The sequence below is a fragment of the Rhizobium sp. Pop5 genome (assembly GCF_024721175.1).
Taxonomy (GTDB): domain Bacteria; phylum Pseudomonadota; class Alphaproteobacteria; order Rhizobiales; family Rhizobiaceae; genus Rhizobium.
In genome coordinates this window covers 1241747-1255309 of record NZ_CP099399.1, presented here as the reverse complement: position 1 = coordinate 1255309, position 13563 = coordinate 1241747, and the positions used below count along the sequence as shown (strand labels likewise).

9 protein-coding genes and 1 pseudogene are annotated in these 13563 nt (G+C 62.9%); 9 read left to right on the top strand and 1 reads right to left on the bottom strand.

The genetic code is table 11. From position 1 onward, the window contains the following. Positions 1 to 98: 98 nt before the first annotated feature. A pseudogene (locus tag NE852_RS08295) lies at positions 99 to 362 on the top strand (hypothetical protein); the annotation flags it as partial. 34 nt (positions 363 to 396) lie between these two features. On the opposite strand, the gene NE852_RS08290 reads toward NE852_RS08295, so the two are convergent. After that, positions 397 to 2055, bottom strand: coding sequence for an acyl-CoA dehydrogenase family protein (locus NE852_RS08290; protein WP_258156394.1), 1659 nt, complete (start codon positions 2053 to 2055; stop codon positions 397 to 399). Between the two features lie 178 nt (positions 2056 to 2233). Between NE852_RS08290 and NE852_RS08285 the strand changes: the two genes are divergently transcribed. The 8 genes from NE852_RS08285 to NE852_RS08250 all read left to right on the top strand — a co-directional run bounded on the left by NE852_RS08285 (position 2234) and on the right by NE852_RS08250 (position 13505). Further along, the gene (locus NE852_RS08285) at positions 2234 to 3190 is read left to right on the top strand and encodes an aspartate carbamoyltransferase catalytic subunit (RefSeq protein WP_008521662.1); all 957 of its coding nucleotides are present in this window, start codon (positions 2234 to 2236) and stop codon (positions 3188 to 3190) included. Beyond that, entirely contained in the window at positions 3187 to 4476 is a 1290-nt protein-coding gene (locus tag NE852_RS08280; protein ID WP_008521664.1) for a dihydroorotase, read from the top strand. Before NE852_RS08285 ends, NE852_RS08280 begins: the two co-directional genes overlap by 4 nt. A 41-nt stretch (positions 4477 to 4517) precedes the next feature. Next, complete coding sequence (plsY, locus tag NE852_RS08275; protein ID WP_008521666.1) at positions 4518 to 5138, top strand: glycerol-3-phosphate 1-O-acyltransferase PlsY; 621 nt, start codon at positions 4518 to 4520, stop codon at positions 5136 to 5138. Then, positions 5138 to 6280: a DNA-processing protein DprA gene (gene dprA, locus NE852_RS08270; protein ID WP_008521668.1), complete on the top strand. Its 1143-nt coding sequence runs from the start codon at positions 5138 to 5140 to the stop codon at positions 6278 to 6280. Before plsY ends, dprA begins: the two co-directional genes overlap by 1 nt. Before the next feature lie 244 nt (positions 6281 to 6524). Next, complete coding sequence (topA, locus tag NE852_RS08265; RefSeq protein ID WP_258156393.1) at positions 6525 to 9179, top strand: type I DNA topoisomerase; 2655 nt, start codon at positions 6525 to 6527, stop codon at positions 9177 to 9179. A 1-nt stretch (position 9180) separates the two neighbouring features. Then, the gene (gene rnr / locus NE852_RS08260; RefSeq protein ID WP_258156392.1) at positions 9181 to 11553 is read left to right on the top strand and encodes a ribonuclease R; all 2373 of its coding nucleotides are present in this window, start codon (positions 9181 to 9183) and stop codon (positions 11551 to 11553) included. A 59-nt stretch (positions 11554 to 11612) separates the two neighbouring features. Beyond that, a complete protein-coding gene (locus NE852_RS08255; protein WP_008521785.1) occupies positions 11613 to 12065 on the top strand; it encodes a DUF983 domain-containing protein in 453 nt (150 codons plus the stop codon). Positions 12066 to 12320: 255 nt separating this feature from the next. Further along, entirely contained in the window at positions 12321 to 13505 is a 1185-nt protein-coding gene (locus tag NE852_RS08250) for an MFS transporter (protein WP_008521787.1), read from the top strand. The last annotated feature ends 58 nt before the right edge of the window (positions 13506 to 13563 follow it).

Here is a 13563-nt window from a genome sequence, read left to right as displayed (position 1 = left end):
GATTTTCGGACGTAGATGATGATCCGGCTGCGGCGACGCGGCCGGATTTTCGTTTATGGAGATGGTATCGTCGATCTTGAACCCCATGACGCCGATGTCTGCGCCAATTCACAGTTCGCCCGATGCTTGGCGACAGCCTCGCTGTCAAAGCAGCTCGCAATTACCGTCAGCTGCGGGAGCGCGGCATCACAGTGCGCAAGACCATCGATGTGATGGTCGGCACATTCTGCATTGAGGAAGGCCATTCACTCCTGCACGATGATCGTGATTTTGATCCGATCGCCGAGCATCTCGGCTTGCGGATTGCTCGATTCCCTCGCGAGCAAGATGGCACCTCTAATGCTCGATATCGCCTGGTTTGAACAGGCGAAGAGCAATCATCATCCTCATTTGTGATCAGGCCGCCGGGGGATAGAGCAGATCGACGATGTAGCTCGCGTCGAAGCGGGAATCGAGCATGCCGTAGGTGGATCGCCAGCCGCCGGCAAGGCGCGTCTCGATGAAGGCATCGGCGATGCGCCCTGCCCCGAGCCGGTAAAGCTCCGCCGCACCGGCGGCAAGAGCCAGTTGCTCGACGAGCAGGCGTGCCGCGCCCTCGTCCTGTTCGCAGAGCGCGATTGCGGCGCGCAGCACGTCGATCGTCTTCTTGCCGGCCGGGCCGAGATCACGAGCTAGGCCAGCAAAAACCGTCTCGAACAGATCCTTGCCGCGGTTGAGCACACGCAGCACATCCAGTGCCATGACGTTGCCTGAGCCTTCCCAGATGGCGTTTACTGGAGCCTCGCGGTAATGGCGGGCGATCGGGCGCTCCTCGATGTAACCATTGCCGCCGATGCATTCCATCGCCTCGTAAATCAGCGCCGGCGCGATCTTGCAGCACCAGTATTTGGCGACCGGCGTCATGACGCGGGCATAGGCCGCCTGCTCGGCATTGCCGCGCGCCTTGTCGAAGGCATCGGCAAGCCGGAAGGAGAGCGCCGTCGCGGCCGCGACATCGAGCGCCATATCGGCGAGCACGCGCGTCATGATCGGCTGGTTGACGAGCATCTTGCCGAAGACGCTGCGGCCGCGCGTATGGTGCACGGCCTCGGCGAGCGAGGCGCGCATGATGCCTGAAGAAGCGAGCGCGCAGTCGAGCCGCGTCAGCGTCACCATGTCGAGAATGGTGCGGATGCCGGCATCCGGGCCGCCGAGCAGGAAACCGAAGGTATCAGTGAACTCAACTTCGGAAGAGGCGTTGGAGCGGTTGCCGACCTTGTCCTTCAGCCGCTGGAACTGCAGGCCATTCGCCGACCCATCCTCCAGAAGGCGCGGCACCAGGAAGCAGCCCATGCCCTCCTTGGTCTGCGCCAGCATGATGAAGGCGTCGCTCATCGGAGCGGACATGAACCATTTGTGGCCGGACAGCCGGTATATGCCTTCGCTGACCTTTTCGGCGGCGCTGCGGTTGGCGCGCACATCCGTGCCGCCCTGCTTTTCCGTCATGCCCATGCCGATGGTCACGGCGGACTTCTGCATGGCAGGCTTGTTCGACGAATCATATTTGCGCGAGAGGATCTTCGGGGCCCAATCTTTCTGCACGGCAGGCGACGCAGAAAGGGCAGCAACGGAGGCGCTCGTCATCGTCAGCGGGCAGAGATGGCCAGATTCCAGCTGCGCCATCAGATAGAAGCGCGCGGCGCGAACCTTGTGGCCCTCATCCTTGGCTTCGGTATCGGCCTGCGGATCCCAGACGGAGGAATGCAGGCCGACCGACATGGAGCGGCGCATCAGTGCATGCCAGGCGGGATGGAATTCAACGACATCGAGACGCTCGCCGCGCGGGCCATGGGTGCGCAGCTGCGGTGTGCCCTGGTTGGCCATGCGCGCCAATTCCTGCGCTTCCGGCGAGGTGACGTAGCGGCCCATGTTTTCCAGATCTTCGCGGATGCCGCGCGGCAAGGCCGCCGTCAGATCGACGATCAGCGGATCGGACCGATAGGCATTGATGCCGGACCACAGGCTCGGCTGGTTGAGTTCTGCGAGTTTGTCGTCAGTCCGGTTGGCGGAGGTCATTATTCGCTTCTAGTGCAAGAGCCCGGCAAAAGGAAACCGGAAGTTATGATTCGCTCATTCTGCTCTATCGGAATTCAGGCGAAAATGCATGGGGACATAAGCCTTTGCCCACAGCGCATGCTTGCCCCCGCGGGCCGCACTCTTTATAGACCCGGCAGAGACAGCAAGAGGCAGGGTCATGGTCTTTTTCCCCCACCGCCACCTCATCGGCATCAAGGGCCTCACCGAGCAGGATATCACCTATCTTCTCGACAAGGCCGACGAAGCCGTCAAGATCAGCCGCCAGAGAGAAAAGAAGACGTCGACGCTACGCGGGCTGACGCAGATCAACCTCTTCTTCGAGGCATCGACCCGCACGCAGGCCTCCTTCGAGCTTGCCGGCAAACGGCTCGGCGCCGACGTCATGAACATGTCGGTCGGCAATTCCTCGGTGAAGAAAGGCGAAACGCTGATCGATACGGCGATGACGCTGAATGCGATGCGCCCCGACGTGCTGGTGATCCGCCATTCGAGTGCGGGGGCCGCGGCTCTGCTTGCCCAGAAAGTTTCCTGCTCGGTCGTCAATGCCGGCGACGGGCAGCACGAACATCCGACCCAGGCACTGCTCGACGCATTGACCATACGTCGCGCCAAGGGCAAGCTTTCGCGCATCATCGTGGCGATCTGTGGCGACGTGCTGCATTCGCGCGTGGCGCGCTCCAATATCCTGCTGCTCAACGCCATGGGGGCGCGCGTGCGCGTCGTCGCGCCCGCCACCCTCCTGCCCGCCGGCATCGCCGAGATGGGCGTCGAGGTCTTCCATTCGATGAAGGAAGGGCTGAAGGACGCCGACGTCGTGATGATGCTTAGGCTGCAGCGCGAGCGCATGTCCGGCGCCTTCGTGCCCTCGGTGCGTGAATACTACCATTTCTACGGGCTCGATGCCGAAACGCTGAAGGCGGCGAAGGAGGATGCGCTGGTCATGCATCCCGGCCCGATGAACCGCGGCGTGGAGATTGCCTCGGAAGTGGCGGACGGGCCGCAGAGCGTGATCGCCGAGCAGGTTGAGATGGGGGTCGCGGTGCGCATGGCGGTGATGGAAACACTGCTCGTCTCGCAGAACCAGGGTCCCCGAACCGGTGGAATGATGGCATGAGCAACCCGATCGTCCTCAAGAGTGTCCGCATCGTCGATCCTTCGCGCAATCTCGATGAAGTCGGGACGATCATCGCAGAAAACGGCGTGATCCTTGCTGCCGGCCACGAGGCGCAGAACCAGGGCGCGCCGCAAGGCGCCGTCATCCGCGACTGCACCGGCCTTGTCGCAACGCCCGGCCTCGTCGATGCCCGCGTCCATATCGGCGAACCCGGCGGCGAGCACCGCGAGACGATCGCCTCGGCAAGCCGGGCGGCGGCGGCCGGCGGCGTCACCTCAATCATCATGATGCCGGACACCGATCCAGTCATCGACGACATCGCGCTCGTCGAATTCGTCAAGAAGACGGCGCGGGATACGGCCGCCGTCCACGTCTATCCGGCAGCCGCCATCACCAAGGGTCTTGCCGGCGAGGAGATGACGGAGATCGGCCTCCTGATGCAGGCTGGCGCCGTCGCCTTCACCGATGCCCATTCGAGCGTCCACAACACGCAGGTGCTTCGGCGGATCATGACCTATGCGCGCGAATTCGGCGCCGTCATCTCCTGCGAAACGCGCGACAAATATCTCGGCGCCAACGGCGTCATGCATGAGGGGCTTTTCGCGAGCTGGCTCGGACTTTCCGGCATACCGAAGGAGGCCGAACTCATTCCGCTCGAACGCGACCTCAGGATTGCTGAGCTGACACGCGGTCGCTATCACGCCGCGATGATCTCGGTGCCGGAATCAGTCGAGGCCATCGAGCGCGCCCGCAGCCGCGGCGCCAAAGTGACCTGTGGCGTCTCGATCAACAACCTCTCGCTCAACGAAAACGACATCGGCGAATACCGCACCTTCTTCAAGCTCTATCCGCCGCTGCGCCCGGAAAGTGACCGGGTGGCGATGGCCGAGGCGGTTGCGAGCGGGGCGATCGATATCATCGTCTCCTCGCACGACCCGCAGGATGTCGACACGAAGCGCCTGCCCTTCGGCGAGGCGGCGGATGGTGCGGTCGGCCTGGAAACCACGCTGGCGGCGGCCCTCAGACTTCATCACAGCGGCCAGGTGAGCCTGATGCGCCTGATCGACGCCATGTCCACGCGTCCCGCTCAAATCTTCGGCCTTGATGCCGGCACCCTGAAGCCGGGTGCGGCGGCCGATATCACGCTGATCGATCTCGATGAGCCTTGGCTTGTCGCCAAAGACATGCTTCTCTCCCGCTCGAAGAACACGCCGTTCGAAGATGCGCGCTTCAGCGGACGGGCCGTCGCGACATATGTCTCGGGAAAGCTCGTCCACGCACTCTAGGAAAGGCTGGACTGATAAGCCACGGAGGGCTGAGGGCGCTTATGTTATCCAATCTCATGTCATGGCAGATTACATTGCCGATCGCGCTTGCGGCCGCCGTCATCGGCTATCTCTTCGGCTCCATTCCTTTCGGCCTGATCCTGACGCGGGCCGCCGGGCTCGGCGACGTACGTAGCATAGGATCCGGCAATATCGGTGCGACCAATGTGCTGAGAACCGGCAACAAGAAACTCGCGGCTGCGACGCTGCTGCTCGACGCGCTCAAGGCATCGGCCGCGGCCTGGGTCGTCGGCTATTTCCTTGGTGAGGAAGCGGCGATCATTGCCGGTTTCTTCGCTTTCATCGGCCACCTGTTCCCGGTCTGGATCGGTTTCAAAGGCGGCAAGGGCGTCGCCACCTATATAGGCACCCTGCTCGGCGTCGCGCCGATCATGGTCGTGCTCTTCGCCGCCGTCTGGCTGGCGGTCGCCTTCACCACGCGCTACTCCTCGCTGTCGGCGCTCATCGCCATGCTCGTCATTCCGATCGCGCTGTGGATACTCGGCAATGAAAAGGTTGCAGCCGTTATGGCGATTATGACCCTGATCTCCTACTGGAAGCACAAGGCGAATATCTCCCGGCTGATGGACGGGACGGAAAGCAAGATCGGGGCGAAAGGATAATGGATGCGCTGAGCGCGGCACCCAAAGGCGTTGTGCTGACCGAACGGCAGAAGATTGCCTGGCTGCGCCTGATCCGTTCCGACAATATCGGCCCAGCAACCTTTCGCGACCTCATCAATCATTTCGGTTCGGCTGAAGCCGCGCTTACGGCGCTGCCGGAGCTTTCGGCAAGAGGCGGCGCCACGCGGGCGATCCGCATCGCCAGCGAGGCCGAGGCGCATCGGGAGCTCGAGGCAGCGCACCGTTTCGGCGCCCGCTTCGTCGGCATCGGCGAGCCGGACTATCCGCAGGCGCTGAAGCAGATCGACGGAGCGCCACCGCTTCTTGCCGTCAAGGGCGCGCTTTCCGCCGCCAAACGGCCGGCCATCGGCATCGTCGGCTCACGCAACGCTTCGGTCGCCGGCTCCAAATTTGCAGCCATGGTGGCGCGCGACTGCGGCCGGGCGGGTTATACGGTCGTCTCCGGGCTTGCGCGCGGCATCGATACCGCGGCACATCGGGCAAGTCTCGACACAGGCACGATTGCGGCGCTCGCCGGCGGCCTCGACCAGCCCTATCCGCCAGAGAATATCGGTCTGCTCGATGAAATAACGGGCGGCAACGGACTGGCGGTGAGCGAGATGCCTTTCGGCTGGGAACCCCGCGCCCGTGACTTCCCGCGCCGCAACCGGCTGATCGCCGGCATCGCGCTCGGCCTCGTTGTCGTCGAAGCGGCCGAGCGCTCGGGATCGCTGATCACGGCGCGGCTTGCTGGCGAATTCGGCCGCCTCGTATTTGCCGTGCCGGGCTCACCGCTCGATCCGCGCTGCCACGGCACCAATGGTCTGCTGAAGGAAGGCGCCTCGATCGTCACCACGCCTGCTGATGTCGTCGAGGCTTTGGCGCCGCTTGTGCAATTCGATGTGTTTCCGTCATCGATGGCGGAGGAACCGGCGCGTGACGGCAAGGCGATGATCGTGCCGCCCGACGATTCTGACCGGAACCGCGTCATCGAGGCTCTCGGGCCGACACCGGTTGAGGTCGATGACGTCATCCGCCACACGGGTCTTTCGGCATCGGCCGTCTATGTCGTTCTTCTGGAACTCGATATTTCAGGCAGGCTGCATCGGCATCAGGGCGGCCTCGTTTCGCTTTCCGACTGAGCCTTGGCGATAACAGCGAGCGGTTTTGCAACTGCAGGAACCGCGTGTCGAACCGACGAGCCACAATCATAGGCCTGCATTTGACGCGCAATCCCCCTCGATTGCACGGTGCGCAAGAAGTAAAAATGTAGCAAACCCCTTGACCGCGGCGATTTCCCTGTCCATGTCGGAAGGCCGGTATCCATGTAGCGCTGAGTGTTGCGCTGGCTTCCACGCCGGCGTAGCTGTTTTTTAGAGAATCATCATGAATGTTGTAGTGGTGGAATCGCCTGCCAAGGCCAAGACGATCAACAAGTATCTGGGTTCTGGATACAAGGTGCTCGCCTCCTTCGGACACGTGCGCGATCTGCCTGCCAAGGATGGCTCAGTCCTCCCCGATCAGGATTTCGAAATGCTTTGGGAGGTCGATGGCGCCTCCGCCAAGCGGATGAAGGACATTGCTGACGCTGTGAAATCCTCCGACAACCTGTTTCTCGCGACCGACCCGGATCGCGAAGGTGAGGCGATTTCCTGGCACGTCCTCGACATGCTGAACAAGAAGCGCGTGCTGAGCGGCAAATCGGTCAAGCGCGTCGTCTTCAATGCGATCACCAAGAAGGCCGTGCTCGACGCGATGGCCGAGCCGCGCGACATCGACGTGCCGCTGGTCGACGCTTACCTCGCCCGCCGCGCCCTCGACTATCTCGTCGGCTTCAATCTATCGCCGGTCCTGTGGCGCAAGCTGCCCGGCGCACGTTCGGCCGGCCGCGTCCAGTCGGTGGCACTTCGCCTGGTCTGCGACCGCGAATCCGAGATCGAGCGCTTCATTTCGGAAGAATACTGGAATCTCTCGGCGCTCCTGAAGACGCCGCGCGGCGACGAGTTCGAGGCAAGGCTGGTTTCGGCGCATGGTAAGCGGCTGCCGCCGCGCGCAATCGGCAACGGCGAGGAAGCGGGCCGCCTGAAGGCCTTGCTTGAAGGTGCAAGCTATATCGTCGACACGGTTGAGGCAAAGCCCGTCAAGCGCAACCCGGGACCGCCTTTTACGACCTCGACGCTGCAGCAGGCGGCCTCCTCCAACCTCGGCTTCTCCGCCTCTCGCACCATGCAGATCGCCCAGAAGCTCTATGAAGGCGTCGATATCGGCGGCGAGACCGTCGGTCTGATCACCTATATGCGAACCGATGGCGTGCAGATGGCGCCCGAGGCGATCGACGCGGCGCGGAGCGCCATCCTCGATCAATTCGGCGAACGCTACCTGCCGGACAAGGCGCGCTTCTACTCCACCAAGGCGAAGAACGCCCAGGAAGCGCACGAGGCGATCCGTCCGACCGATTTCTACCGCTCTCCCGACCGTATCCGCAAATTCCTCGATGCTGATCAGATCCGGCTCTACGACCTGATCTGGAAGCGCGGCATCGCCAGCCAGATGGCGTCGGCGGAAATCGAACGCACGACCGCTGAAATCACCGCCGACAACAAGGGAGAGAAGGCCGGCCTGCGCGCCGTCGGTTCGGTCATCCGCTTCGACGGTTTCATCGCCGCCTATACCGACCAGAAAGAGGACGGCGAGCAGAGCGACGACGGCGACGAGGATGGTCGCCTCCCCGAGATCAATGCGCGCGAGACGCTCGCCAAGCAGAAGATCAATTCCACCCAGCATTTCACCGAGCCGCCGCCGCGCTATTCTGAAGCCTCGCTGATCAAGAAGATGGAAGAGCTCGGCATCGGCCGCCCCTCCACCTATGCGGCGACGCTGGCGACTCTGCGCGACCGCGACTATGTGACGATCGACAAGCGCAAGCTGATACCGCAGGCCAAGGGCCGGCTGGTGACGGCCTTCCTCGAAAGCTTCTTCACCAAATATGTCGAATACGACTTCACGGCCGATCTCGAAGAAAAGCTCGACCGGATTTCCGCCGGCGAGTTGAACTGGAAGCAGGTGCTGCGCGACTTCTGGAAGGATTTCTTCTCCCAGATTGAAGACACCAAGGAACTGCGCGTTACCAACGTGCTCGATTCGCTGAATGAGGCGCTGGCGCCGCTCGTCTTCCCGAAGCGGGAAGATGGCGGCGATCCCCGAATCTGTCAGGTCTGCGGTACCGGCAACCTATCGTTGAAGCTCGGCAGATACGGCGCCTTCGTCGGCTGCTCGAACTATCCCGAATGTAATTACACGCGCCAGCTCTCCTCCGAAAACGGCGGAGAAGCGGAAGGGGTGGCGCTCAACGAGCCGAAGAACCTCGGCACCGATCCGACGACCGGCGAGGAACTGACGCTGCGTTCCGGCCGCTTCGGCCCCTATATCCAGCGCGGTGACGGCAAGGAAGCCAAGCGCGCTTCGCTGCCGAAGGGATGGAAGCCCGAAGATATCGATTACGAAAAGGCGATGGCTTTGATTTCGCTGCCACGCGATATCGGCAAACATCCCGAAACTGGCAAGATGATCTCCTCGGGCATCGGCCGCTATGGGCCGTTCCTCCTGCATGACGGCTCCTATGCCAACCTGGAAACGGTAGAGGACGTGTTCTCGGTCGGCCTCAACCGCGCCGTGACTGTCATCGCCGAAAAGGCGAATAAAGCGCCGGGCCGCGGCGCGCGTGGCACGCCGGCGGCGCTGAAGACGCTTGGCGACCATCCTGACGGCGGCGCCATCACCGTTCGCGACGGCAAATACGGCCCCTATGTCAACTGGGGCAAGGTCAACGCGACGCTGCCGAAGGGCAAGGATCCGCAGGCGATTACCGTCGAGGAGGCGCTGGCGCTGATCGCCGAGAAGGCCGGCAAGGCTCCTGCCGCGAAGACCGCCAAGGCGAAAGCCAAGCCGAAGGCTGCGGCTGCCGAAGCCAAGACCACCAAGACGGCGGCCAAGCCGAAGGCAACGAAGGCGAAAGCGCCGGCAAAATCGAAAAAGAGCTGACGTGAGCAGGATACCGCGCGACAGAACGAACCCGGCGGGCAAGCGCCCTGGCAAGCTCGGCCGCGCGGGCAAGGATGCTTCGGCCGTCGAGCCGCTGAACATCGTCCACGGCGCGCTGCCCTCGCGCGAGGTGATCCTGCGCTTTATCGCCGATCACCCGCAAAAGGCCTCCAAGCGTGAACTCGCCAAGGCTTTCGGGCTCAAGGGCGACAGCCGCGTCGAGCTCAAGCACATGCTGCAGGAGCTCGAGCAGGAAGGCATGCTGCAGAAGAGCCGCAAGTCGCTGATCCGACCCGGCGCGCTTCCGCCCGTCACCGTTCTCGATATTACGACGCGCGACAAGGACGGCGATCTGATCGGCCGGCCGGCTGAATGGCCGGAGGATCAGGGCGTGGCGCCCGCCGTCGCCATCCGTCAGCAGTCACCGGCAGGTCGCCAGGGCAAGGGTAAGGCGCCCGTCGCCGGCCTCGGCGACCGCATTCTGGCAAAGATCTTCCCGGCCGTCGATCGTGGCGGACCGGCCTATACGGCGCGGATCATCAAGGTGATCGACAGGCGCCGCGGGGCGTCGATGGGTGTCTTCCGCACAGCGCCTGGCGGCGGCGGCCGGTTGTTGCCGATTGAGCGGCGCGGCGAGGAGATGGTGATCGATCCGGAATTCACCGGCGACGCCAAGGACGGCGACCTGGTCGAGGTCGAAATCGCCCGCCTCGGCCGCTTCGGCCTTCAGCGCGCCAAGGTTCTCTCCGTCGTCGGCTCCGTCGGCTCGGAAAAGGCGATCTCGATGATCGCGATCCATGCGCACGGGATTCCGCATGTCTTCCCGCCGGCCGTCATCGCCGAGGCGGAAGCCGCCAAGCCGGCGACGATGTCGCATCGGGAAGATTGGCGTGGCGTGCCGCTGATCACTATCGATCCGGCCGACGCCAAAGACCATGACGATGCCGTTTACGCCGAGCTCGACCCCTCGGCCGACAATCCCGGCGGCGTCATCGTTACCGTGGCGATTGCCGACGTCTCCTGGTATGTCCGCCCGAATTCCCCGCTCGACCGCGAGGCGCTGAAGCGCGGCAATTCCGTCTATTTCCCGGATCGGGTCGAGCCGATGCTGCCGGAGCGGATATCCAACGATCTCTGCTCGCTGAAGGAAGGCGTCGACCGCCCGGCTCTCGCCGTGCGCATGAGCTTCTCGGGAGAAGGCCGCAAGATCGGCCACACCTTCCATCGGATCATGATGAAGAGCGCGGCCAAGCTTTCCTACCAGCAGGCGCAGGCGGCGATCGACGGAAATCCCGATGACAAGACCGGACCGATGCTTGAGCCGATCCTGAAACCGCTCTGGCACGCCTACGGGGTGATGAAGCGCGGACGCGACAGGCGCCAGCCGCTGGAACTCGACATGCCGGAGCGCAAGATCCTGCTGAAGCCCGACGGCACGGTCGACCGTGTCTTCGTGCCGCCGCGGCTTGACGCGCACAAGCTGATCGAAGAGATGATGATCCAGGCGAACGTCTGCGCCGCCGAGACGCTGGAAAAGAAGCGCCAGCCTCTGGTCTACCGCATTCACGACGGCCCAACGCTCGCCAAGCAGGAAGTCCTGCGTGAGTTCCTGGCGACGCTCGGCATCTCGCTCGCCAAGGGCGGCAGCGTGCGCGCAAACAGCTTCAACGGCATTCTCGCGAAAGCCGAAGGCACGGCGCACCAGACGATGGTCAACGAAATGGTGCTGCGCTCGCAGAGCCAGGCGATCTACAGTCCTGAAAATATCGGCCATTTCGGTCTCAACCTGATGAAGTACGCGCACTTCACCTCGCCGATCCGTCGCTACGCCGATCTGATCGTGCATCGCGCACTCGTCGGCTCGCTTGGATTCGGCGAAGGCGGCATCACGCCAGACGAAGAAGCCACCCTCGACGATATCGCCGCCGAAATCTCGACCTTTGAGCGCCGCGCCATGGCGGCCGAGCGCGAGACCATCGATCGGCTGATCGCGCATCATCTCAGCACCCGTGTCGGCGAGGAATTTTCCGGCCGTGTTTCGGGCGTTACGAAATCGGGACTTTTTATAACCTTGCCGGACTATGGCGCCGACGGTTTCGTTCCTATATCTACGCTCGGCACCGATTATTTCATCTATGACGAAGCGCATCAGGCGCTCTCGGGTGAAAGAACGGGGCTCGGCTATCGCCTCGGCGACAGCGTCACCGTGAAGCTTGCCGAAGCGATCCCGCTTGCCGGCGCGCTGCGTTTCGAAATGCTGAGCGAAGGGCGCGAGATGCCGACGGCGGTGCGCTCCTTTCACAAAGCCGGCCGCCGCGAGAGGGGCCAGGTTCGCAAGAAACCGGGAACGCGGCCTCCGCGCGGGCGCCGCTAGGGCATCGGCCCCGATTCAGGGTCTGATCCAATACTCCCGGTCCGAAAGGGGAAGATGCGATGAGCACACCGACCGATCCGGTCGTCCGCTATGGGGATACGCCCGAGGTCGAGCGCCCGCTTGGACGCTCGATCATGCGCGGACTGATGAACCGCTGCCCGGCCTGCGGCAACGGCAAGCTCTTTCGCGCATTCCTGAAGCCGGTCGATCATTGCGCGGCCTGCGGCGAAGCGATGCATCACCACCGCTCGGACGATCTGCCGCCCTATATCGTCATCCTCGTCCTCGGCCATGTCGTGGTCGGCGGCTATATGCTGACCGATATGACCTTCGTGCTGCCGGTCTGGGTCCATCTTGCCATCTGGGCGCCGATCACGGTCATCACCGCGCTGGCGTCGATCCAGCCGATCAAGGGCGGCGTCATTGGTCTGCAATGGGCGCTGCGCATGCACGGCTTCGGCGGAGAGAGCGACAGTCCCGATGATTACGACCTTCCCCGGCGGCCGGACTGAGCGCCTTCACCTTCCAGACATATTTAACGTGTAGGGCCAGCCCTCCACCGGCCACCACCGGCAGGTGGGCGTCGACGATCTTCAACGACTTGACATGGTAAGCTTTTCTTGTCCGAACAGGCTTTACATTCCGCGGATGGTCACGCACATCGGAAATACTGCGAAACGCTGCTCGTCACCCGGATTTGGCACGCCAGTGTCTTTCTATGTGACGCGACCGGCCGATTCGCTCGAGCAGCTTCTAAGGATGGATAAATGTCTCAGCCGAGAAACGGCACACCAGGCGATGTCGAGGAAATCCATTGGCCTTCTCTGGTGGCAGCCATCTCGTCCATTTCGGCCGTCGGCATAGCAATCGGCCTCGGACTCCCGCTTCTCAGCATCATCCTGGAAAAACGCGGAATCTCGTCCACCCTGATCGGGCTCAACACGGCAATGGCCGGGATTGCGGCGATGGCCGCCGCCCCTGTCACCACCAAGCTCGCCCATAAATACGGCGTTGCGCCGACAATGCTCTGGGCCGTGCTGATTTCGGCGCTAAGCGCGCTCGGTTTCTATTACGCCCAGGATTTCTGGATGTGGTTTCCGCTGCGTTTCGCCTTCCATGGCGCGACGACGACGCTGTTCATCCTCTCGGAATTCTGGATCAACGCCGCCTCGCCGCCCACCAAGCGCGGCTTCGTGCTCGGCATTTACGCGACGGTGCTTTCCCTCGGCTTTGCGGCGGGACCCCTGCTCTTTTCACTGCTGGGCAGCGATGGCATCTTTCCCTTCCTGATCGGTGCCGGCGCCATCCTGCTTGCCGCCATTCCAATCTTCATCGCCCGTGACGAAAGCCCGATACTGGAGGAAAAACCGGAGCTGCATTTCATGCGCTACGTGTTCCTGGTGCCGACAGCGACGGCTGCCGTCTTCATTTTCGGCGCAGTCGAGGCGGGCGGGCTTTCGCTTTTTCCGATCTTTGCCGTGCGCGCGAATTTCACCGAATCGCAGGCCGCGCTGCTGCTCACCATGATGGGCGTCGGCAACGTCATCTTCCAGATCCCGCTCGGCCTGCTTTCCGACCGCATTGCCGACAAGCGGCCGCTTCTGGCCTGCATGGCGCTGATGGGCTTCGTCGGGTCGATGATGCTGCCGGTGCTGGTCAACAACTGGCTGCTGATGGCCGGAATCCTGCTTTTCTGGGGTGGCTGCGTGTCCGGCCTCTACACGGTCGGCCTCAGCCATCTCGGCTCACGGCTGACGGGTTCCGACCTTGCGGCTGCGAATGCGGCCTTCGTCTTCTGTTATGCGATGGGAACGGTCGCAGGGCCGCAGGTGATCGGCGCGGCGATCGATGTCGCCGGCAATAACGGTTTTGCCTGGGCGATTGCTGCTTTCTTCGGCCTCTATGCCCTACTTTCCGGCATCAGGCTGATGTTCATTCGAAAACGGGCTTGACTTTTCGGGCGGGATTCGTAGTTTCGCGCCAGAATTTGCCGTGGAGCCTCATCCGGCT